Annotated in this window: 19 protein-coding genes; 14 read left to right on the top strand and 5 right to left on the bottom strand. The window is 71.7% G+C overall.

Annotation, left to right across the window (positions count from 1 at the left end; all coding sequences use genetic code 11):
- Positions 1 to 10: 10 nt before the first annotated feature.
- On the top strand, positions 11 to 1,669 hold the full coding sequence (locus AB1046_RS23070; RefSeq protein ID WP_369371608.1) for an ATP-dependent DNA ligase: 1,659 nt from the start codon (positions 11 to 13) through the stop codon (positions 1,667 to 1,669).
- On the opposite strand, the gene AB1046_RS23065 is transcribed toward AB1046_RS23070, so the two are convergent.
- Positions 1,649 to 2,158, bottom strand: a complete 510-nt coding sequence (locus AB1046_RS23065; protein WP_369371607.1) for a DUF6228 family protein — start codon at positions 2,156 to 2,158, stop codon at positions 1,649 to 1,651. The genes AB1046_RS23070 and AB1046_RS23065 overlap by 21 nt on opposite strands.
- Positions 2,159 to 2,314: 156 nt before the next feature.
- Here AB1046_RS23065 and AB1046_RS23060 point away from each other — a divergent pair, with 156 nt between their 5' ends.
- The 5 genes from AB1046_RS23060 (at position 2,315) to AB1046_RS23040 (ending at position 5,478) form a co-directional block, all read left to right on the top strand.
- A complete protein-coding gene (locus AB1046_RS23060; protein WP_369371606.1) occupies positions 2,315 to 2,551 on the top strand; it encodes a hypothetical protein in 237 nt (78 codons plus the stop codon).
- Positions 2,552 to 2,625: 74 nt separating this feature from the next.
- Complete coding sequence (locus AB1046_RS23055) at positions 2,626 to 3,078, top strand: DUF6879 family protein (protein WP_369371605.1); 453 nt, start codon at positions 2,626 to 2,628, stop codon at positions 3,076 to 3,078.
- Complete coding sequence (locus AB1046_RS23050) at positions 3,050 to 3,934, top strand: helix-turn-helix domain-containing protein (protein ID WP_369371604.1); 885 nt, start codon at positions 3,050 to 3,052, stop codon at positions 3,932 to 3,934. The genes AB1046_RS23055 and AB1046_RS23050 overlap by 29 nt, the downstream gene beginning before the upstream one ends.
- Before the next feature lie 45 nt (positions 3,935 to 3,979).
- Entirely contained in the window at positions 3,980 to 4,801 is an 822-nt protein-coding gene (locus AB1046_RS23045) for an HAD family hydrolase (protein ID WP_369371603.1), read from the top strand.
- A gap of 341 nt (positions 4,802 to 5,142) precedes the next feature.
- Complete coding sequence (locus AB1046_RS23040; protein ID WP_369371602.1) at positions 5,143 to 5,478, top strand: hypothetical protein; 336 nt, start codon at positions 5,143 to 5,145, stop codon at positions 5,476 to 5,478.
- A gap of 434 nt (positions 5,479 to 5,912) precedes the next feature.
- On the opposite strand, the gene AB1046_RS23035 is transcribed toward AB1046_RS23040, so the two are convergent.
- From AB1046_RS23035 to AB1046_RS23020, 4 genes are read right to left on the bottom strand one after another with little or no spacing between them, the layout of a single operon-like run.
- Complete coding sequence (locus tag AB1046_RS23035) at positions 5,913 to 7,589, bottom strand: dipeptide ABC transporter ATP-binding protein (RefSeq protein WP_369371601.1); 1,677 nt, start codon at positions 7,587 to 7,589, stop codon at positions 5,913 to 5,915.
- Positions 7,586 to 8,398 (bottom strand): ABC transporter permease, encoded by an 813-nt coding sequence (locus AB1046_RS23030; protein ID WP_369371600.1) that lies wholly within the window; start codon positions 8,396 to 8,398, stop codon positions 7,586 to 7,588. The genes AB1046_RS23035 and AB1046_RS23030 overlap by 4 nt, the downstream gene beginning before the upstream one ends.
- Positions 8,395 to 9,336: an ABC transporter permease gene (locus AB1046_RS23025; protein WP_369375827.1), complete on the bottom strand. Its 942-nt coding sequence runs from the start codon at positions 9,334 to 9,336 to the stop codon at positions 8,395 to 8,397. The genes AB1046_RS23030 and AB1046_RS23025 overlap by 4 nt, the downstream gene beginning before the upstream one ends.
- A 38-nt stretch (positions 9,337 to 9,374) precedes the next feature.
- The gene (locus tag AB1046_RS23020) at positions 9,375 to 11,045 is read right to left on the bottom strand and encodes an ABC transporter substrate-binding protein (RefSeq protein WP_369371599.1); all 1,671 of its coding nucleotides are present in this window, start codon (positions 11,043 to 11,045) and stop codon (positions 9,375 to 9,377) included.
- Between the two features lie 251 nt (positions 11,046 to 11,296).
- On the opposite strand from AB1046_RS23020, the gene AB1046_RS23015 reads away from it, so the two are divergent.
- The 8 genes from AB1046_RS23015 to AB1046_RS22980 are packed head-to-tail and all read left to right on the top strand — an operon-like array spanning position 11,297 to position 21,287.
- On the top strand, positions 11,297 to 12,514 hold the full coding sequence (locus AB1046_RS23015) for a toxic anion resistance protein (protein ID WP_369371598.1): 1,218 nt from the start codon (positions 11,297 to 11,299) through the stop codon (positions 12,512 to 12,514).
- Positions 12,515 to 12,534: 20 nt separating this feature from the next.
- Positions 12,535 to 13,101, top strand: a complete 567-nt coding sequence (locus tag AB1046_RS23010) for a hypothetical protein (RefSeq protein ID WP_369371597.1) — start codon at positions 12,535 to 12,537, stop codon at positions 13,099 to 13,101.
- Complete coding sequence (locus AB1046_RS23005; protein ID WP_369371596.1) at positions 13,098 to 14,429, top strand: AAA family ATPase; 1,332 nt, start codon at positions 13,098 to 13,100, stop codon at positions 14,427 to 14,429. The genes AB1046_RS23010 and AB1046_RS23005 overlap by 4 nt, the downstream gene beginning before the upstream one ends.
- The gene (locus tag AB1046_RS23000) at positions 14,426 to 15,760 is read left to right on the top strand and encodes a hypothetical protein (RefSeq protein ID WP_369371595.1); all 1,335 of its coding nucleotides are present in this window, start codon (positions 14,426 to 14,428) and stop codon (positions 15,758 to 15,760) included. The genes AB1046_RS23005 and AB1046_RS23000 overlap by 4 nt, the downstream gene beginning before the upstream one ends.
- The gene (locus AB1046_RS22995) at positions 15,757 to 16,758 is read left to right on the top strand and encodes a glutamate ABC transporter substrate-binding protein (RefSeq protein WP_369371594.1); all 1,002 of its coding nucleotides are present in this window, start codon (positions 15,757 to 15,759) and stop codon (positions 16,756 to 16,758) included. Before AB1046_RS23000 ends, AB1046_RS22995 begins: the two co-directional genes overlap by 4 nt.
- Positions 16,755 to 17,858 carry a hypothetical protein gene (locus tag AB1046_RS22990; RefSeq protein WP_369371593.1) on the top strand — a complete coding sequence of 368 codons (1,104 nt, stop codon included), beginning with the start codon at positions 16,755 to 16,757 and terminating at the stop codon, positions 17,856 to 17,858. Before AB1046_RS22995 ends, AB1046_RS22990 begins: the two co-directional genes overlap by 4 nt.
- Complete coding sequence (locus tag AB1046_RS22985) at positions 17,855 to 20,140, top strand: tetratricopeptide repeat protein (protein WP_369371592.1); 2,286 nt, start codon at positions 17,855 to 17,857, stop codon at positions 20,138 to 20,140. Before AB1046_RS22990 ends, AB1046_RS22985 begins: the two co-directional genes overlap by 4 nt.
- Before the next feature lie 37 nt (positions 20,141 to 20,177).
- Positions 20,178 to 21,287, top strand: a complete 1,110-nt coding sequence (locus AB1046_RS22980) for a PP2C family serine/threonine-protein phosphatase (RefSeq protein ID WP_369371591.1) — start codon at positions 20,178 to 20,180, stop codon at positions 21,285 to 21,287.
- The last annotated feature ends 18 nt before the right edge of the window (positions 21,288 to 21,305 follow it).

Here is a 21,305-nt window from a genome sequence, read left to right as displayed (position 1 = left end):
AAGATGGAGCATGCTTCTCGCCGAGGTCGCCGCCACGTCCGACGCCGTCGCCGCCACGCGATCGCGGCTCGCTAAGCGCGCGGCGATCGCCGACCTGCTGCGTCGTGCCGCCGCGGCCGACCAGGACGGCGCGGAGCCCGGCGCCGACATCGAGATCGTCGTCGCCTACCTCGCCGGTGAGCTGCGCCAGCGGCGCACCGGCCTCGGTTATGCGGCGCTCCGCGACCTTCCGCCACCGGCGGCAACAGCCACGCTCACAGTGCGCGACGTCGATTCGGCGTTCGCCGCGATGGCGGGTCTCGAAGGCCCCGGGTCAGCGCTGGCCCGCTCCACTGCGGCCGGGGAGCTGTTCGGCGCCGCGACCGAGCGCGAGCAGGCGTTCCTGCGCGGCCTGGTCGCGGGCGAGCTGCGGCAGGGCGCGCTCGACTCGGTGGTGGTCGACGCCGTCGCCGAGGCCGCCGGGGTTCCGGCCGCCGCCGTCCGCCGCGCCGTCATGCTGCGCGGGGAAACCGGGCCGGTGGCGAGCGCCGCCCTCCTCGCGGACGATCCGCTGGCCGCGCTGGAGGCGTTCACACTCGAGGTGGGCCTGCCGGTGCGACCGATGCTCGCGGCGTCGGCGCCGGACATCGCAGCCGCGTTCGAGAAGCTGGGATCCGGGGACGCGGCCGCCGAGGCCGATTCGGGAGACGGTCCGGAAGACGGCACGGGAACTAGCGCAGGGGCCAGCTCCCAAGACCGCACCGAGCTCTGTATCGACGTCAAGCTCGACGGCATCCGCATCCAGGTGCATCGGAGCGGGGACGAGGTGCTCGTCGTGACGCGCTCGCTGGACGACATCACCGACCGCGTCCCGGAGATCGTCGCCGCGGTGCGCGCCCTTGGGTCCGACGACCTGGTGCTCGACGGCGAGGCGCTCGGCGTCGGGCCGGACGGCGTACCCCGACCGTTCCAGGAGACAGCCGCGCGTTCCGCGACTCGGGAGAGCGCCAAGGAGACGGCTGGGGCTGACTTGGCGGACCAGCTGCAGCTCACCCCGTTCTTCTTCGACGTGCTGCACGCCGACGGGCGCGACCTGCTCGATGCCTCGCTGCGCGAGCGCCTGGCGGTCCTCGACGAGGTCGCGGCGCCGCATACCGTGCGCCGCCTGGTGACGTCGGATCCCGAGGCAGCTGCGGAGTTCTTCGCGGGTGCGCTGCGCGAGGGCCAGGAGGGCGTGGTGGTCAAGGCGCTGGACGCGCCCTACGCGGCCGGACGGCGCGGCGCCGGCTGGGTCAAGGTCAAGCCCCGCCAGACCCTCGACCTCGTGGTGCTGGCGGTCGAGCGCGGCTCGGGCCGCCGACAGGGCTGGCTGTCCAACATCCACCTCGGCGCGCGCGACCCCGAGGGCGGGTTCGTCATGCTCGGCAGGACGTTCAAGGGTCTTGACGACAAGACGCTTCAGTGGCAGACGGAGCGCTTCACCGAGCTCCGGACCGAAGACGATGGATGGGTCGTGACGGTCCGCCCTGAGCAAGTGGTCGAGATCGCGTTCGATGGCGTCCAGCGCTCTTCACGCTATCCCGGAGGGGTAGCGCTTCGATTCGCGCGCGTCCTCCGCTATCGGGAAGACAAGACAGCCGACGAAGCCGACACCATTGATGCCGTCCGCTCATTCCTCGCCACTGGCTAATGCGGCGGTCTCCCGAGCGATCCGAGACAACTGCTCACCCGGATCGATAGTGAGATCGACCGTGGCATGCCAGCCATCGTTGCCCCACTCCCAACGCAGGTTGCGAAGCGTCACGGTCAACCGGACGTGGCCGAATTGATGACGTGCCTCAATCGTCAGTTCGCCCTCCAACGACTTCCACGTCTGAACCCCCGCCCACCCGCGCCATCCTTCTTCCAGCGTGGCAAAGAACTCGGCCAGGTCTTGGAACCCGGTCGCGTAGTGCTGCGGCACCTGCGTGGCTGCCGCGAGCCCGTTCGACTGAAGCGTGGCAGCCAAGGATTGGGGCGCTTCAGGATCGGCACCCGCTTTCAGGAGCAGGTGCTCGCTAGCGGAGCCAATCCGAACCTCGTGCACAAGCGCATCCTTCCCGATGCATCGCTCAAGGTCACCTCCTAGCGTCACTATCGGATAGGTCACGGCGTTGCCCGAAAGCCATTCAAAGGCCACTCCCCAGAGATCACCCCTCCTGGCGGGTACAGGACGGTGGCCTCGTGCACGACGGCATTGCGGGCGCACCACCTCCTGCTGCCCCTTGACGCGCCACTGGTTTCGGGGAGAACCTTGCTACGCAGCCGACCCAGTTTTCGAGCAATGGAGATCGCCATGCGTGCACGCTTCCTCGGTAAGGACCCGCAGTCCGGCAAGGACGGGTCGCCCACGCTGTTCGCCACCGACCGTGAGGACCGGGCGTCCTACCTCGTGCAGGGGTGGCGGGTCACGGACGCTTCTGCGCTGCAGGATGTCGGAGACATCCCGGCGCACGAGACGATCGTGGAGATCCCTGCGGAGATCATCGACCTCGCGATTCGCCACCGTCAGGAGCAGGAGGACCGGTCCTGAGCGAGCTGCTCCCGATCGGTCCCCGGTGGCGGGACCTGTTCGAGTCGTTCGAGCACACGGCTTACCGGCTGGAGGTGCGCGATGCGTACAACGTGCCCAGTGAGCAGGAGCCGCTGCAGCGGTTCCTGGACGGGGTGGTCGATCCGGGCTGGCTCGGTGACTGGCTGCCCGAAATCGGCCAGGCCACGCGGGCCGGCCGGAGGTTCCGGCGGGTCCGGGTCGTCTCGCTCCCGCTCACGGACTACAGCCGGTTCGGGCTCACCTACGCCGCGTTCAACAACGAGGCGGGGGAGGACATCCGCTACCTCGCCCGCGAGGACGCGGCAGACTTGCCCACGTTCGACTACTGGCTGTTCGACTCCCGCACGGTGGCCAAGCTGGTGTTCGGTGACCAGGACAAGCTCCTGGGCTTCGAGCTGATCCAGGACCCGGCCGTGGTGGTCGAGCTCAACTACCAGCGTGATGCCGCTTGGCATCACGCGATCACGAGAGACGACTTTGCCGCGAAACACCTCGACAAGCGCTGATGTCAACGACGCCCGCAACGAACTCGCGGCGCGCCTGCGTGAACTACGGCGGGCTGGTGGCCTGACCGGCCAGCAGCTCGCCGTCTCGCTGTCCTGGCAACCCTCCAAGGTCTCCAAGATCGAGCACGCCAAGCAGACCCCGACGGACGACGACATTCGCGCTTGGTGCCGTGGGGTCGACGCCGAGCAGGAGATCGAGAGCCTGCTGGCTGCCCTGCACACGCTGGAGACCCGGCATGCCGAGTGGCGGCGCTTGCTGCGTGGCGGGCTCGCGTCCTACCAGGAGCACCACGCCCGCGACGACGACCTCGGGACGATCTTCCGCGCCTTCTGCCCCGTGTTCGTCCCCGGGCTGTTTCAGACCCCCGAGTACGCCCGGTCCCGCTTCATCGAGAGCGCCCGTCAGTTCGGGCACCGCCAGGACATCGACAGCGCTGTGGCCGCGCGCATGCAGCGGCAGGAGATCCTGTCCCGGCCGGGCAAGAAGTTCCGCATCGTCATCACCGAGGCCACGCTGCTGTACACGCTGTGCCCGCCCGAGGTGATGCTCGACCAGGTCGGCCGCCTCATCTCGCTCTCGATGCTGCCGAACATCCGCCTCGGAGTCATCCCGTTCGAGACGTTCTCACCCATCGCACCGCAGCATGGTTTCTGGATCCGCGACGCCGATCTGGTCACTGTCGAGACCTTCTCGGCCGAGCTCAACCTCGCCCAGCCACCCGAGATCGAGCTCTATACCAAGGTCTTCGAGTCCCTAGCCCTCACCGCGGACCACGACCGCAAGGCTCGCGCCCTGCTCGACCGGGCACTGGAGACGATCGCTGCCCGAATCCGAGTCAGATCGGAGCAATCCTGAGCAAGTTGCTCGCCGGGATCGGCGGGTGTCTTTACGCTCCAGGACGTGACCCCAACCCAGCCCCAGACACAACCCGCGCGGCTCGGTGACGTCGCCGCGTCGGTACTGGTCGCGTGCGACATCGACGGCACCCTGGTCCACACCGGCCACCCGGCCACTGCTGCCGTGCGTGCAGCGGCCGCCGAGGTCCGTGCGGCCGGGCACCACATCGTTCTCGCCACGGGCCGTTCGCTGGCTGGTGCCCTGCCCGTGGCTCTGGAGCTCGGGCTCGACGACGCATGGATCGTCGCGAGCAACGGCGCGGTCACCGCACATCTGGTGGGCGACCGCTACCAAGTCACCGAACAGCACACCGTCGACGCAGAGGACGCCATCCGCGTAGCCGTTGCGGCGGCGCCCGGGATGCGCATCGCCGCCGAGATCGTCGGCACCGGATACCGCGTGAACCTCCCGTTCCCTGATGGCGAGCTCAACGGCACTCAGCACAGCGTCACCGGCCTCGAGCAACTCTGGGCCGACCCGACACCACGCCTCGCCCTGCACGGACCATCCGCCTACCGAATGGTCTGGGCCCTACGCGCACTCAACCTCACGGCGATCGCCACCCGTGCCGACTGGATCGACATCACCCCTCCAGGAATCTCCAAAGCCACAGCCCTGGAGAAGGTCCGCACCGAACTCGGTATCGAGGACCACAACACCGTCGCCATCGGAGACTCCGAGAACGACATCGAGATGCTGAACTGGGCCGCCACCAGCCACGCCATGGCCCACGCACCAGCATTCGTCATCGCCGCCGCAGACCACACCACCGGCACCATCGACGACGACGGCGCCGCAAGCGCCCTGCTCTCACTACTGAACTGACGGCCGCCGTCGGTATGCAACCACGCGGCCTCGACGAGCAGGATCACAAGACCTGACGGCACGCGGCGACCACACGCACATTCACATATTGGCTCGTTCACCCGGGTGATCCGGTATCGGATGCCTACCGCAGCCAAGCGAGCGGCCGTACCGTCAGCGCGACCACTACTCCTGCCTCGGAGCACCTCGCCATGGTCCGTCATCTGTTCTCTGTCGCCGCAGTCGCTTTCTTGACCGCGGTTCTTGCCGGATGTTCGTCGGGCGAGCCCGACGGGAATCCGAGCACCACGCCCCCACCGTCAACCGCTCCACCGGCAGCAACTCCGACGCCGAGCCCAACCTTGGACGCCGAGGCGGTGTGCGAGGGGATCGCTGGAGACCTCGGAAGCGATTCGCTTGTCGGACGCATCCCTGACGCAATCCTCGCGATCGGCGACGAGTTGGACGACAAGGATGCAGCAGAGCTGATCGACATCAATGACGATCTCGGCCGTGTCCTGGAGGTCGCTCCGCCCGAGTACGCGACCGTTATCCGCTCGCTGAAGGAGCCATTCCAGCAGGTCCAGGACGTTGTGTCGGGCGGTGGAGGTCAGTTGAGCATGGACACTTCACGCGTCCAGGCGGACGTAACCGAACTGATGGAGCTGTGCGTAGCCGACGGCTACACCATCTCCTAAGTCTCTTCGACCGGTCGATCGCTCCTCGGCACGCGCCTCGTCCGGTAGCGTGTAGGACCGCTATCGGCGCAGGCCACCGGACAGAAGCTCGCTTGGCACCCGTACCGCTTCTCCGTAGGTTGTGACCTGCTCGGGGCGCCGCCACACGCGTGGACCGTCCCGTTCCGATACGCCCGATGACGAACGATGGGAACCACATGAGTGACGTCCGGCAGGTCCGAGGATGGTTCGACGGCGTGACATTCCGACAGGATCTCGGGTCGCCGGTCGCCGGTCGCCGGTCGCCGGTCGCCGGTCGCCGGTCGCCGGTCGCCGGTCGCCGGTCGCCGGTCGCCGGTCGCCGGTCGCCGGTCGCCGGTCGCCGGTCGCCGGTCGCCCAGAATGACCATGCACCTGCTGCCAAGATCGACCCCTGCCTGGCAGCAAGTGCGTGGTCATTTCCTCAGCGCGGGCGAGGCCTCCGCCAGCTGCAACACGTAGGGGTGCTGCGGGGCGTCGAAGACCGTCACAGCCGGGCCCGACGCGACGATCCGGCCCTCCTGCATGACCGCTAGGTCGTCGCTCATGTGCATCGCGACGCCGAGGTCGTGGGTGATGAGCAGGTAGGCGAGGTCTCGCTCGTGCTGGAGGCGGTCGAGCAGGTCGAGCACCTGCGCCTGGATCGAGACGTCGAGCGCCGAGACCGGCTCGTCGAGGATCAGGATCCGGGGATCGGCCGCGAGCGCCCGCGCCACGGACACACGCTGGCGCTGGCCGCCCGAGAGGTGCAGGGGCCGCCGGGTTGCCAGAGCCGGGTCGAGGCCGACGGTGTCCAGCAGGGCCGAGACCTCCGCCCGCACCGGTCCGGGCCGGAGCGAGCGGCCCCGGGTGATGGCGTCCGCGAGGATGGTGCCGACCCTCCAGCGCGGGTCGAACGAGCTGAGCGCGTCCTGGAACACGGCGCCGACGAGCGGCCGGCGCGCACGGCGCTGGGCCTCGGGGAGCGGGCTCCAGGGCTGGCCGAGCAGGGTGACCTCGCCGGCGTCGGGGCGTTCGAGACCGAGCAGGAGCCGGGCGGTCGTGGACTTGCCGGACCCGGACTCGCCGACCAGCCCGAGGGTCCGCCCGGCCCGGAGGGTCAGGGACACATCGTCGGCGGCCACGATCTCGCGCCCGCCGACATGGAAGGTCCGCGCGAGCCCCCGCGCCTCCAGCAGCACCTCCCCGGTGCCGGGTTCCGGGCCGACGGCGGATCGCACCGCAGCCGGCTCCGACAGCGGCACCCCCCGCGGGCGCCCCGCCGGGACGGCGGCCACAAGCTTGCGGGTGTACGGGTGCCGCGGCCGCTCGAACACCTCGGCCGGCGTCCCCTCCTCGACCACCACACCGTCGGTCATGACGAGCACCCGGTCCGCGATGCCCAGCACCACCGAGAGGTCGTGGCTGATGAGCAGCACGGCGGTGCCGTCGTCACGAAGCTGCCCCAGGAGCCGGAGCACACCGGCCTGGACGGGCTGGTCCAGCGCGGTGGTGGGCTCGTCGGCGATGACCAGTGCGGGGTCGGCCGCGATGCCGGCGGCGATCAGGGCGCGCTGCCGCTGCCCGCCGGAGAGCTGGCCGGGGCGTTGACCGGCGCGGAGCGCGGCGTCGGGCAACCCCACCTGTTCGAGGAGCTCCAGAGTTCGCACGCGCCGCGCGGCGGCGTCGAGGCCCGTGTGCAGGGCGAGCGTGTCGCCGATCTCGCGGCCGACCGGGCGCAGCGGGTCCAGGGAGACGAGCGCGTCCTGCGCGATCAGGCCGACGGCGCCGCCGCGCAGCCGGCGCAGGCGCCGCCCGGAGAGCGACAGCACGTCCTGCCCGACGACGGACAGCCGGGCGGCCGAGACCCGCGCACCGTCGCCCGCGAGGCCCACGACGCTGCGCGCGGTGACGCTCTTGCCCGAGCCGGACTCGCCGACGATCGCCACGCACTCGCCCACCGCGACCTGGAAGCTCACGCCGTCGACCACGCGCCGCACGGCGCCCCGGCCTCGACGGTCGGGGAACGCGACGACGAGGTCCCGGACCTCCAGCACGGGCGCGCCCGGTTCAGGCGCCGTCGGCCCAGGCGGAGTCGGCTCAGGCAAGTTCATGCCGCGCTCCTGTTCCGCCGCTGGATACCCCGCCCGACGACGGTGGCGGCGGCCGCGCTGGCGACGATCGCGAGGCCGGGGAAGAACGTCATCCACCAGAAGTTCGCGATGTAGGTGCGGCCGGCGGCCAGCATCGCGCCCCACTCGGCGGCGGGCGGAACCGCACCGAGGCCGAGGTAGCTCAGGGAGGACACCCAGATGACGGCCTGCCCGAGCCCGAGGGTGGCGAGCACAAACAGCGCGGCGGTCACGTTGGGCAGGATGTGGCGGGCGACGATCCAGAGCCGGCCGCGGCCCAGCACGCGGGCGGCCTCGATGAACTCGGCGGACGCCGTCCGCCGCACCTGGGAGCGGATGATGCGCGCGTAGCCGGGCGCGGTCGCCAGGCCGACGGCGATCGTCGAGCTCAGCACCCCCGGCCCCGTCACCACGATGAACAGCAGGGCCAGCAGCAGTCCGGGGAACGCGAACAGCACCTCGACGAGCCGGGTGGTGCCGAAGTCGAGCCAGCGCGGGCCGAGGCCGGCCGCGAAGCCGAGCACCACGGCCAGGCCGATGCCGATCGCCGTGGCCAGGACCCCGATCCGCAGCGACTCCGCCGCGCCGTGCACCACCCGTGTGTAGATGTCCCGCCCCGACTCGTCGGTCCCGAAGAGGTGCGCGGGCGAGGGTGCCTGGAACGCGTCGGCGGGCGAGGTGGCGAGCGGGTCGCCCGGCGCGAGCAGGCCCGGCCAGAGGGCCGCGAGGAGGATGAGCACCAGGACCAGCCCGGCGACGGCCTCGCCGGCGGTGACCCGGACGCCGCTCATTGGGTGACCGCCCGGACGCGCGGGTCGATGGCCCGGTCCGCGACGTCGGTCACCAGGGTCATGACCGTGTACGCGAGCGCCACGACGAGCACGATGCCCGTCACGAGCGTGACGTCCCGGAGCTGGACGGCAGAGAGCAGGCTGCGGCCCAGGCCCTGCCGGGCGAACACCGACTCGACGACGACGGCCCCGCTGATCAGCGACCCGAAGGCCCAGCCGGAGAGCCCGACCGCCGGGATGGCCGCGTGCCGCAGCGTGTGCCGCCAGAAGATCCGCACCTCGCTCTCGCCGCGCGCCCTGGCCGTGGTGACGAACGGCGACTCCATGGCGGTCAGCAGGGACTCGCGCATGACCTGGCCGAGGAACCCGGCCAGGGGGATCGCCATCGTCAGAGCGGGCAGCACGATGCCGAGCGGCCCCGGCACGCTGACCGGCGGGAGGATCCCGAGGGTGAGGCTGAAGAACAGGATCAGGACGGTGGCGAGCCAGAAGTGCGGCACTGCGGCCGCGACCAGCTCCAGCCCGGACCCGATGGCCCACGCGATTCGCCCGCCCCGCACGCTCCACGCCGCCAGTGCGCAGGCGAGCGCCCAGGCAAGTACGAGGGAGCAGAGTGCAAGCGTGAGGGTGGCACCGAGCTGCTCGCCGATCGCGCTGGCTACCGGCTCGTGCAGCGAGTACGACTGCCCGAGGTCGCCGCGCACGAGCCGCCCGAGGTAGGTGAGGTACTGCACCGCCAGCGGCTGGTCGAGGCCGTACTCGCGGCGCACCTCGGCCAGCGCCTCCGGCCCCGCCTGCGAGCCGGGCCCGCCGAGGATCGCCTCGGCGGGGTCGCCCGGGATCAGCCGGAGGGCGAAGAACGTGATGGTGGCGGCGGCCCAGAGAACGAAGACGACCCCGCCGGCGCGCAGGAGCAGCCAGCGCCGGTAACCCGGCACCGGTCTCCTGCGCTCCCCGGTGGTGGGGACCGGGAGGGTCAAGACACCAGCCAGGCCCCGGCAAAGGTGGGCGTCGACACCGTGGGCATCGCGCGCAGCCCCCGCACGGTCGAGGAGTACAGGAAGTGGTTCTGCTGGTCGTACAGCGGCAGGATGTAGTAGCCGTCCAGGATGATCCGCTGCGCCTGCTCGTACATGCTCCGCCGCTCGTCGGGGTTGCTCGTGGCGGAGGCCCGGGTGAGCAGGTCGTCGAGCATGGCGTCGTCGACCTGCGCGAGGTTCGCGAAGTAGCCGCTGGGCGCCGGGGTGATCGAGTCGGAGTGGTACAGGATGCGCAGCACGTCCGGGCCGACCTTCGTGTACGGGGCGCTCACGAGGTCGTAGTCGTTCTCGGCGAGCGCGCCGTACCAGCTGGACAGGTCGAGCGGGTGCAGGTTCACCTCGAAGCCGGCCTCCTTGGCGTCCGCCTGGATCTGCTCGAACAGGGACTGCTCGGCCGGGATCGACTGGTTGGTGCTCACCGGGAAGTCGAGGCTGAGGCGCTCGCCGTCCTTGACGCGGTAGCCCTCGGCGTCCCGCTCGGCCCAGCCGGCCTCGTCGAGGAGGTCCGCCGCGGCGTCGGTGTCGACGGTGAAGAGGTCGGGCAGGCTCAGGCTGAGCGGCTCGACGCTGGAGAGGGGCGACCAGGACCGCTCGGCGGTGCCGAAGAACAGGCCGTCGATTCCGGCGTCCACGTCCACCGCGCGGATGAACGCCTCGCGGACGCGCTCGTCGTCGAACGGAGCCTTGCCCGAGTTGAGCTCGATCCGGTTCGAGGCGCCCGGGCGGGGCGCGTCCAGCTCCTCGATGGCGTCGTCGGACGCGGCCGAGCGGATCGTGTCGGGCTGCGCGTTGTCGATGACCTGCACCTCGCCGGACTGCAGCGCCGCGTAGCGGCTCGCGGAGTCGGGGATGAACCGCCACACGATCGAGTCGAGGTACGGGAGGTCGGCGCCCTCGGCGGCGGCAGCGACGTCGGCGGGCGGCGAGTTGTAGTCGTCGTTCCGGACCAGGGTCACCGAGTCCTGCCGCTCCCACTCGTCGACGACGAACGGGCCGGTCCCGACCGGCGCGGCGCAGTTCTCCTCCTGGCTGCGCTCCAGGGCCGTCGGCGACTGGATCGCCACCCAGACCTGCGACAGCGACTCGAGCAGCGCGCTGTCCGGCGCGCTCAGCTCCAGGCGGACGGTGTGGTCGTCGACGGCGACGACGTCCACGATCTTCGCCAGGGCCAGGTAGCCGGTCGACGACGCCGTGGCCGGGTCCTGCACGTGGGCGATGTTCGCGGCCACAGCGGCGGCGTCGAACGGCGTGCCGTCGGTGAACGTCACGTCGTCGCGCAGGCTGAACTCCCAGGCCAGACCGTCGTCGCTCTCGGACCACTCGGTGGCGAGCCACGGGATGACCTCGCCGTCCTCGTCGAGCGAGACGAGGGACTCGAGGTACTGGGTGGCGATGAGCGCCTGCGGGTAGTTGCCGCCGACGTGCGGGTCGAGGCAGGACGGCTCGGCGTCGCCGGAGGCGTAGGTCAGGGTCCCGCCGCTCACGGGCTCACCCGTCGGCTCGGCCGTCGTCGTCCCCCCACCGGGAGAACAGGCTGAGACCAGGAGGGCGACAGCGGCCGCAAGAACGACAGCGGCACGCGGGCGGGAGAACCGGCGCGAGGGCATGGCTATGTGGATCCTGTCTGAAGGTTGTCCGAACGACTCCGATCATCGTGCCAAACCGCGGGTCCGGCCGGACGTATTCCGCCTACGACCGCCGAGTGGGACGCGCCACACCGGGTGATCCGGCACAGGGGTGGGAACTCTCCGTGTTGCCCCCTCGTTCTCACCCCGCACCCAGGCGTTTTCCTCTCGGCGAGCGCGGCTCCACGCATATACTCGCGGGGTTCGGGACGCCCTATTCACGAGGAGCACCGATGACCGAGCCGATGCCGCTTCAGCCGCCCGCCCAGGCCGAGACCCTGGTCCTGAGCGCGCCCGACCCGGTCCAGGCCGTGGCCACGACCCAGGCCCCCAAGATGGCCCCGAAGGTGGACCCCGCAGCGGCGCCCGCCCTCGACAAGAAGGTAGCGACCTACCTCGACGGCCTGCTCAGCGCCGACACCAAGAGCCCCGAGTTCGCCAAGCGCGCCGACGACGTGCGCACCATGGGCGACCAGGACATCCGCCAGGCCGCCGACTCCAGCAACCGGCTGCTCGCCACGCCCGTCCGGGCCCTCAAGGAGGGCGGCCTCGCCGACGGCTCCAAGGTGGGCCAGACCCTGCTGGAGCTGCGCCGGACCGTCGAGGACCTGGACCCGTCCGAGGCGAGCGTGGGGCGCAAGATCCTCGGCATCATCCCGTTCGGCGACAAGCTGCAGGACTACTTCCGCCGCTACGAGTCCGCGCAGGGCCAGCTCAACGCCATCATCCAGGCCCTCTACAACGGTCAGGACGAGCTGCGCAAGGACAACGCCGCGCTCAACCTGGAGAAGCAGAACCTCTGGGACACGATGGCGCGGCTCAACCAGTACATCTACGTGGCCGAACGCCTCGACGCCCAGCTGTCCGCGAAGATCGCCGAGCTCCAGATCGCCGAGCCCGAGCGGGCCAAGGCGCTGTCCGAGGACGTCCTGTTCTACGTGCGCCAGAAGCACCAGGACCTGCTCACCCAGCTCGCGGTGTCGATCCAGGGCTACCTCGCCATCGACATCATCATCAAGAACAACGTCGAGCTCACCAAGGGCGTAGACCGCGCCACGACCACCACGGTCTCCGCGCTGCGCACCGCCGTCATCGTGGCGCAGGCGCTCGCGAACCAGAAGCTGGTGCTGGACCAGATCGGTGCGCTGAACACAACGACGTCGAACATGATCGCCTCCACGTCCAAGATGCTCGCCGACCAGTCCGCGACCATCCAGGAGCAGGCGGCCAGCTCGACCGTCGGCATCGAGCAGCTGCAGGCAGCGTTCGCGAACATCTACGCCACGATGGACTCGATCAGCGACTTCAAGGTCCGCGCGCTGGACTCGATGTCGCAGACCATCGGCGTGCTGCAGACCGAGACGACAAAGGCCACCGAGTACGTGGAGCGGGCACGGCGCACCAACACAGACGGCGTGGCGAGCGGTTCTCTCGACCTCAACACCCCGTGACGGCAAGCTCGGAGGCAGGCATGAGCTGGTGGCGGCGGATCTTCGGCGGCGGACAGTCCGAGGAGGCCGCGCCTGTCACCATCCCCGCGCCGCCCACCACCGAGCAGATCGTGACGTCGGTCGACGCCGTCCTGGCCCGCGCTTCCGGTAGGGCACCCGCCGCGGTCACCGCCCGGGTGCAGCGTGTCGCCGAGACCGTGCACGAGATGGCGCCCCGGCTGGACCGGCTCGGTGCCGGCTCCCAGCAGGCGCACACCGTGGTCGCGACCGCGACGAGCTACCTGCCCGAGGCTGTCGACGCGTACCTGCGCCTCCCCCGTGACTTCGCCGACCGGCGCGTAGTGGACCGCGGCAAGACGTCGCTGATGATCCTGTGCGACCAGCTCGACCTGCTGGGCGCCACCATCGACAAGATTTCCGACGCCGTGTCCCGCGCCGACGCGGTGGCCCTCGTCGCGCACGGCCGGTTCCTGGAGGAGAAGTTCGGCATGTCGGGCCTGACCCTCCCCAGCACCACCCCGGGTGCACTCCCAGGATCGCCCGGCCCCGCGACGCCGTCTGGCCCCGCACCCCTGGAAGCCCCGTGAGCACGACGGCACTCGGCGCCGCACTCGACGGCCTTGCAGCGGCGGCCTCGGCCGCCGGCGTGCACGTGCCGGCCGCACGAGCCGAGGGCGAGCGGCTGGCCGCGGCGGTCGCGGAGTCGTCCCCGGGCGCCCCGGCCGACTGGCTCGCCGCAACAGGCAGGCCGACGTCGGGCAGCCTCCAGCCCTTCTTCGACGCCGCCGTGAGCGCCCGTCGCTGGCGCAACGCCCCCACCGACCTCCTCAACACCCTGATCGCAGACGGCTCGCCCCAGGCAGCCGCCTACTGCGAAGCCCTCGCCGCCGTCGTAGACGCAGCAGCCACCCTCGGCGACCCCAGCATCAGCGCCATAGCAGCAGCGGAGGGCACCAAGGCGGTCCACCGCAGCGCAGCAGCAGGCAGAGACAAAGCGCCCACCCCCCTGCCAACCACCCCAACCGACTCGGCCGCCCCAACCACCGCACAAGGCGCCCCAGCCGAAGAACCAGAACCAGAACCAGAGAAGACCCTGGAGCAGCTCCTGGAAGAGCTCGACAAGCTCACCGGCCTAGGAAGAGTCAAGGACGAGATCCACCGCCAGACCGAGCTCCTGCGCATAGAGCGCCTGCGCGGCGAGGCGGGCCTCACCTCCCCCACGCTCACGCGCCACCTCGTGTTCGTGGGCAACCCGGGCACCGGCAAGACGACGGTCGGCCGGCTGGTAGCCGGGATCTACCGCGCGCTGGGCCTGCTGGACAAGGGACACCTCGTGGAGGTGGACCGGTCCGAGCTCGTCGCGGGCTACCTGGGGCAGACCGCAGAGAAGACCACGGCGGTGGTGCAGCGCGCACTGGGCGGCGTGCTGTTCATCGACGAGGCGTACGCCCTGGCCGAGGACCAGTACGGCCGCGAGGCGGTCGACACGCTGGTCAAGGACATGGAGGACCACCGCGACGACCTCGTGGTGATCGTGGCCGGCTACCCCGGCCCGATGGCGCGGTTCGTCGGCACCAACCCGGGCCTGGAGAGCCGGTTCTCCCGGACCATCACGTTCGAGGACTACTCCGCCGAGGAGCTGCAGAAGATCTTCGCGACCATGACCCGGGCCGCCGACTTCGAGCCGGAGACCGCCACGCTCGAACGGTTCGACCGCCTCGTGGCGGACCAGACGCGCGGCGAGGGCTTCGGCAACGGCCGCTGGGCACGCAATGTGCTCGACGCCGCGATTGCCCGGCACGCCTGGCGCCTGCGAGACGTTGAACGACCGACGCTGGACCAGCTGCGCACGCTGGTCCCGGAAGACCTGGAGGATGTCGTGGACATCGGGACTGACAGCGAGGCCACCGCGTGACCGCGCCGCCGACGACGAACCCGCCGACCGAGCCCGACGAAGAGCCCGCGGAGAGCAACGGCGTTTTGCTACGTCGGCGCAGCCGCTTCTCGGCGGCGCTGTTGACCACCCCGGGCCAGCTGGCGCTGGCCACGACCGTGGCCGTCGTCGCCTGCCTGCTGCTGAGCGTTACCGGCTACCTGGCGGGCAACAACCAGGCCGCCGCGCTGCAGAACGCGCAGCGGGACGCCGCGCAGCTCGTCGGCACGCAGGAGCTGCGCAACGACCTGGTCTCGGCGGACGCGACGGCGACCAACGCGTTCCTCGTGGGCGGCCTGGAGCCGTCCGCGGCACGTGACAACTACGAGGGCAGCCTGTCCGCGGCCGCGCAGGCAGTGCCGTCGCTCGCGGCGGGCGCGAACGCCGCCGAGGCCACCGACCTCGCGACCGTGTCCGACTCGGTGCAGGAGTACGCGGGCCTGGTCGAGTCGGCCCGGGCAAACAACCGGCAGGGTTTCCCCGTGGGCGCGGCCTACCTCGACCAGGCCTCCGCGGCGCTGCGCGACGGGGTGCTGCCCACGCTCGACGAGGTGGCGATCTCCACCTCCGAGCGGGTCGACGCCGACATGGGTTCAGTCTCCCTGGCCCAGCTGCTGCTGGTGTTCGTGCTGCTGGCCCTCGTGGCGCTGGCCGCCGTCCAGCTCTGGCTGGCCCGGCGCACGCACCGCGTCCTGAACACGGGCCTGGCGGCCGCGAGCGTCGCCCTCCTGGTGGGCGGCATCGTGACGATCGCCGCGGTGCTGGGTGGCACCGGTGTGGCGCGGTCGGTGGCGAGCGGGCCGTACGCGGCCACCGTCGCCACGTCGCAGGCCCTGTCGCTGGCCACCGACGCCAAGTCGATGGAGTCGTTCACGCTGATCAAGCGCGGCTCGGGCGCCGCCTTCGAGGGGTCGTACCAGACGTCGCTCACCGAGGCGAGGTCCCTCCTGAGCGAGGCCGACGAGGCGACCCTCACCAACGACGACGGCGCACGCGGCTCCGGCTCCCTGGACCTCCTGGACGCCTGGGACGCCAGGCACACGGAGATCCGCGCGCTCGACGACGACGGCGACTGGGACGCGGCCGTCGACGCCGCGACGTCCACCGCCGACGACTCTGCGGGCGCCGCCTTCACCGCGTTCACCGAGCAGGCCCGCACCGAGGTCGAGGCCACCAGCTCCGACGCGGTCAGCCGGCTCGGCTCCGCGGCGACCACGGCGCGGATCGCGGCCTGGGTAGCCCTCGTGCTCGGCATCGCCGGGGCCGTGGCCGCGGCAGCCGGGATGAACGTCCGCCTGAAGGAGTACCGATGAGCACGCGCACAGCCCGCAGACCGATCATGGCCGCGCTCGTCGCCCTGGCCCTCCTGGGTACGACGGCGGCGTGCGCGCCCGAGTCGTCCACGCACCTGCTCACCGGTTCCTCGGCGGAGGAATCCGCAGAGGAACCGGCGGCGGCGCCTCCCGCCGCGGCCCCGCCGGCCACCGCAGCCGAGGACTGCAGCGACGGGCAGCCGCCCGTCGCCTCGATCGACCCGGGCGGCAGCCCGGAGATCACGTCCGGCTCGACGATGGCGGACATCCGGGAGCGCGGCGCGCTCATCGTCGGCGTCTCGGCGGACACCCTGCTCATGGGTTCGCGCAACCCGTTCACGGGCAACATCGAGGGCTTCGACATCGACGTGGCCCGGCAGATCGCCGACGCGATCCTGGGTGACCCGGACGCGATCCGGTTCCGCGTGATCACCTCGGGCGACCGCGAGACCGTGCTGCAGGACCACGAGGTCGACATCGTGACCCGCGCCTTCACGATCAACTGCGCACGCTGGGAGAACATCGCGTTCTCCGCGGAGTACTACCACGCGGGCCAGCAGCTCCTGGTGCCCTCCACCTCGGACGTCACCGGCATCGACGACCTGGCCGGGCAGCGCGTCTGCGCGCCCGAGGGCACCACCACCCTGGAGCGGCTCGCGCAGTGGGAGGGCGTCGAGGCCGTCCCGGCCGCCACCCACACCACCTGCCTGGTCCTGTTCCAGCAGGGCGAGGTGGACGCCATCACCGGTGACGACACGGTCCTGGCCGGGTTCGCCGCCCAGGACCCGTACGCCGAGGTCGTGGGCGACCCCGTGAGCGACGAGCCGTACGGCGTCGGCATCCCCGCCGACCAGCCGGACATGGTGCGGTTCGTCAACGGCGTGCTGGAGGACATGATTGCCGACGGGCGGTGGGAGGAGTCCTACGACCGCTGGCTGGGCGACGCGCTCGGCGACGCGCCGGCCCCGCCGGAGCCCGTGTACGGGCGGGCGCCGTGAGCAGGACCGGGCGGGCGCCGGCGCCGCCCGGCGCCCTGGGGGTGGCAGCCGAGCCGGCCGCCCTCCTGGCCTACCTGTCCGACCTCCAGGCATGGCTGGACACCCGCCGCGCCGACCTGGACCGGCTCGACACGGCGGCCCGCCAGTCCGGCGACGACGGCATCACCGCCGACATCGTGCTGGCGCTGACCCTGTGGCAGGCGGTACGCACACGCGCCGACGAGCTGGTCACGGCGTGGGACTCCGGCCGGGCCGACGCGCTGGTGCGCGAGCGCATGTCCCAGCTGATCTGGGGCCGACTGGGCGGCGACCCCGCCACCTCGCTGCTCTCCCTCGTGGACGCGGCCCGCCTGTGCGACGCCCAGGCGGACCAGCTCGCGACCCGGCTGTCCTTCGACCCGCACGCCGCGGACGTCACCGCCCGCCTGCGCGCGGTCGCCGCGGGGATCGTCCGCGCCGAGGACGCGGCTCACGCCACTGCCGACACCCAGGACGACGCCGCGGTCGCCCGCCTGCGCGACCGGCTGGCCCGGCTCAAGTCCGACGCCGCGCGCGGCGCCGACATCACCGGCCCGCTCGGCGCTCTGGACAACGAGGTGGCGCGCACCGAGCGAGACCTCATCGTGGCGACCGCCCGCAGCCGGGCGCTCACCAAGGACCGGGAGCGCGCCGTCGCGCTGCGCACCACCCTGGCGGACCGGGCCCCCGTGCTCACCCGGGTCGCCGAACGCTGCCGCCGGGAGATCGCCGACCCGCCGCGGCTCGCGATCCCCGACGTGACCCGGCTCGGCGAAGTACCGGCCGAGCCCGAACGGCTGGCCACGTACGTGAAGCGGCTGGGCGCCGTCGAACGAGCGATGGAACGTGTCGAGGACGCCTACACCGCACCCCTGCGCGAGCGCGCCGAGCTGCGCTACCGCGTCAAGAACCTGATGACAAAGGCCCAGGGCAACGGGCGGGCGACGTCGTCTACCGTGAAGGCGGGCGAGGACGAGGCCCGCGAGGCCCTGGACGCCACACCCTGCGACCTGGCCCTGGCACGGCACTTCACCGAGCAGCTCGAGACGCTCGTGCGCGATCTCCCGGAGGGACACCGATGACGACACAGGCCTGCGCCGAGCCGGGCTGCACCGGCACCATCGAGGACGGCTACTGCAACGTGTGCGGCGCGCCCGCCGGCGGCAATCCCGCGGGCGACGCGCTCGCGGAGGTCGCGGCGTCGTGGACCGGCGACGACGGGGACACCGTGCGCTCAGCCGGTTCTGGGCTCAGCGCCATGGCGCAGCCCTCGACCGGGCGCACCAGCTCGTCCCGCCTCGCGTCCACGGCCCTGGGCTCCGCACGCGTGACGTCCGGGACGCACCAGACGCGCCGCGTCGGCACCGGATCGACCCGGTTGCGCGGGCACCGCCTCGGCGCCGGCCTGACCACCGTGCCGCACACGCCGGTCGCAGACCCGCTGCAGGCCGTCATGGCCACGCCGGAGCTGGCGGAGAGCAAGCGGTACTGCCCCACGTGCGGGCAGCCGGTGGGCCGGGCCAGGGACGGCGTACCCGGCCGCATCGCCGGGTTCTGCGGGCACTGCGGCGCGCGGTACGACTTCGCTCCCGCGCTCAAGGCGGGCGACCTCGTGGCCCGGCAGTACGAGGTGGTGGGCTGCCTCGCCCACGGTGGCCTCGGCTGGATCTACCTGGCCCGCGACCGCAACGTCAGCGGCCGCTGGGTGGTCCTCAAGGGCCTGCTCAACGCGGGCGACACGGAGGCCTACGAGGCGGCCGTCGCGGAGCGCCAGTTCCTCGCCGAGGTCGAGCACCCGCTGATCGTCGAGATCTTCAACTTCGTGCTGCACCAGGGCCTGGGCTACACCGTCATGGAGTTCGTGGGCGGCAAGTCGCTCAAGGACGTGCTCAAGGACCGCCGCGACGAGGAGGGCGGCAAGCCCCGGCCGCTGCCCGTGGACCAGGCCATCGCGTACCTCCTCGAGGTGCTGCCCGCGTTCAGTTACCTGCACGACCACAACCTGCTGTACTGCGACTTCAAGCCCGACAACATCATCGCCCAGGGCGACGGCGTCAAGCTGATCGACATGGGCGGCGTGCGGCGCATCGACGACCTCCAGTCCGCGATCTACGGCACGGTCGGCTACCAGGCGCCGGAGGTGGCCGAGGTGGGGCCGTCCGTGGCGTCCGACATCTTCACGCTCGGCCGCACCCTCGCCTCCCTCGTGCTGGACTTCCGCGGCAACACCACCGTCTACCAGGCGTCCTTCCCGCCGGTCGCCGATACGCCCGTCTTCCAGAAGTACGACTCGTTCTACCGCTGGCTCGCCAAGGCGTGCGCACCCGCGCCCGCCGACCGGTTCGCCTCGGTCGACGAGGCCCGGGTCCAGCTCCTGGGCGTGCTGCGCGAGGTGGTAGCCACCGACAAGGGCCCCGGGTACAGCGCCACGACGTCGGCGGAGTCCGTCCTGTTCGGCGTGCCGCCGCTCGACGGCGCCGACGGCGCCCTGGGCTGGAGCGAGCTCCCGCTGCTGAAGGTGGACTCCACCGACCCGATGGCCTCGTGGCTGGCCGGCGTGAACGTCGCCGATCCGAAGGCCCGCATCCTGGCGCTGGAGGGTGCCGGAGAACCCACCGTGGAGGTGCGGCTCGCCCTGGCCCGCGCCGCGATCGAGGCCGAGGACATCGACCGGCTCCGCTCCTCCGTGGCAGACATCCTCGAGGAGGACCCCTGGGAGTGGCGCGCGGCCTGGATGGAGGGCCTCGGGCACCTCTCGGCCGGCAACGCCGCCGCGGCCCGGGCCTCGTTCAACGCCGTCTACGGGCAGGTGCCCGGCGAGCCTGCACCCAAGCTCGCGCTCGCCACGGTCTGCGAGCTCTCGGGTGAGCCCGGTGTCGCCGAGCAGCTGTACGTCACCATCGCGCGAGCCGACGCCAACTACACCGGTGCGGCCGCCTTCGGCCTGGCCCGGGTGCGGTCCGGCGGCGGCGACCTCGACGGCGCCCTCGACGCCCTCGACCTGGTGGGCCCCACCCGCGGGTCCTTCCCGGACGCCCGCCTGCGGCGGGCCCGGCTCCTGGTCGCCGCCCGCCGCAACCTCGTCGACCTGTCCGACGCCGTAGCGGGCCTCGACGCCGCCCACGTCCCGGACCGGCCCAGGGCCGCGGTCACCGTCGACGCGCTGGACGGCGCCCTCATGCTGGTCACGGAGAACGGCCCCGACCCGAGCGTGCGGGTGGCCGGCGCCGAGGCCGACGAGGCCACGCTGCGCGACCGGCTCGAGCTAGCCCTGCGCGACCTCGCCCGCCTCACCGACGACCGCTGGGACCGCGTGGTGCTCGTCGACCGGGCAAACTCCGTACGGCGGTGGACGCTGCGATGAGGGAAGCAATGACGAGCGCTAGGAGACCGACCCACACATGAGCGCCGACGAAAGTAGCCTCGTCCGCTGTCCCAGCTGTTCGGAGATCGCGGCGCCCGGCGCCAGGTTCTGCGAGAACTGCGGCAAACCGCTGGGCGCCGCCGAGTCGACGGTCCCCTCCGAGGTGACCCTCGACCGGGCCCCCACCGTCGTCGACCCCGATCCCACGACCGGCGAGACCGCGCGGCGCAAGTGCGCCGCCTGCGGCGGCACCATCGCGGAGGACGGGTACTGCGCCGACTGCGGCACCCCCGGCCAGTCCGAGCGTGACCACTTCGAGGAGCGCCCGGCCGCCTGGGTAGCCGGTGTCTGCGACCGGGGCGTGCGGCACACCCGCAACGAGGACGCGATGGCGCTGACCGCCACCGACACCTTCGCCGCGCTCGTGGTGTGCGACGGCGTCTCCAGCGCGCCCGACTCCGACGTCGCCTCGCTCGCCGCGAGCCGGGCCGCGCGGGACGTGCTGGTGGACTACGGGCCCGAGGGATCGAGCCCGCGCGTAGGCACGACCGATCAGCGCGTCGCCGGCTGGACCAAGGCCATGGTCACCGCGTCGCGGGCGGCCAGCCAGGCGGTCCGCGGTGTCGCGGAGCAGCTCGCCGCGACGAAGGGGAAGGACGTGGCGGACGATCCGCCGTCGTGCACCTTCGTGGCCGCGGTAGTGGACCGGGACCTGGTCGTCGCGGGCTGGCTGGGCGACTCCCGCGTGTACTGGCTGCCCGACTCGGGCCAGGCCGAACAGCTCAGCGTCGACGACTCGTGGGCTCAGGAGATGATCGCGGCCGGCGTGCCGCGCGCCCAGGCCGAGACGTCCCCCCAGGCGCACGCCATCACCCGCTGGCTCGGCCCGGACGCCCCAGACACCGACGCGCACTGCGCGGCGACCGTCCCGTCCGAGCCCGGCTGGCTGCTGGTCTGCTCCGACGGCCTGTGGAACTACTGCTCCGACGCGCACGACATGGGTGATCTTGTGCGCCGGTTCGCCGGCCACGGCGACCCGCACGAGACGGCCGCGGCGCTCGTGCGCTGGGCCAACGCACAGGGCGGGCGGGACAACATCACCGCGGCCCTCGCCCGAATCGCACCGACTGTCACCGAGCAGCGTTAACCTGCCGTCATCGAGAGG

The organism is Promicromonospora sp. Populi (assembly GCF_041081105.1).
Lineage (GTDB): Bacteria > Actinomycetota > Actinomycetes > Actinomycetales > Cellulomonadaceae > Promicromonospora.
This window is presented reverse-complemented; position numbering and strand designations above follow the sequence as displayed.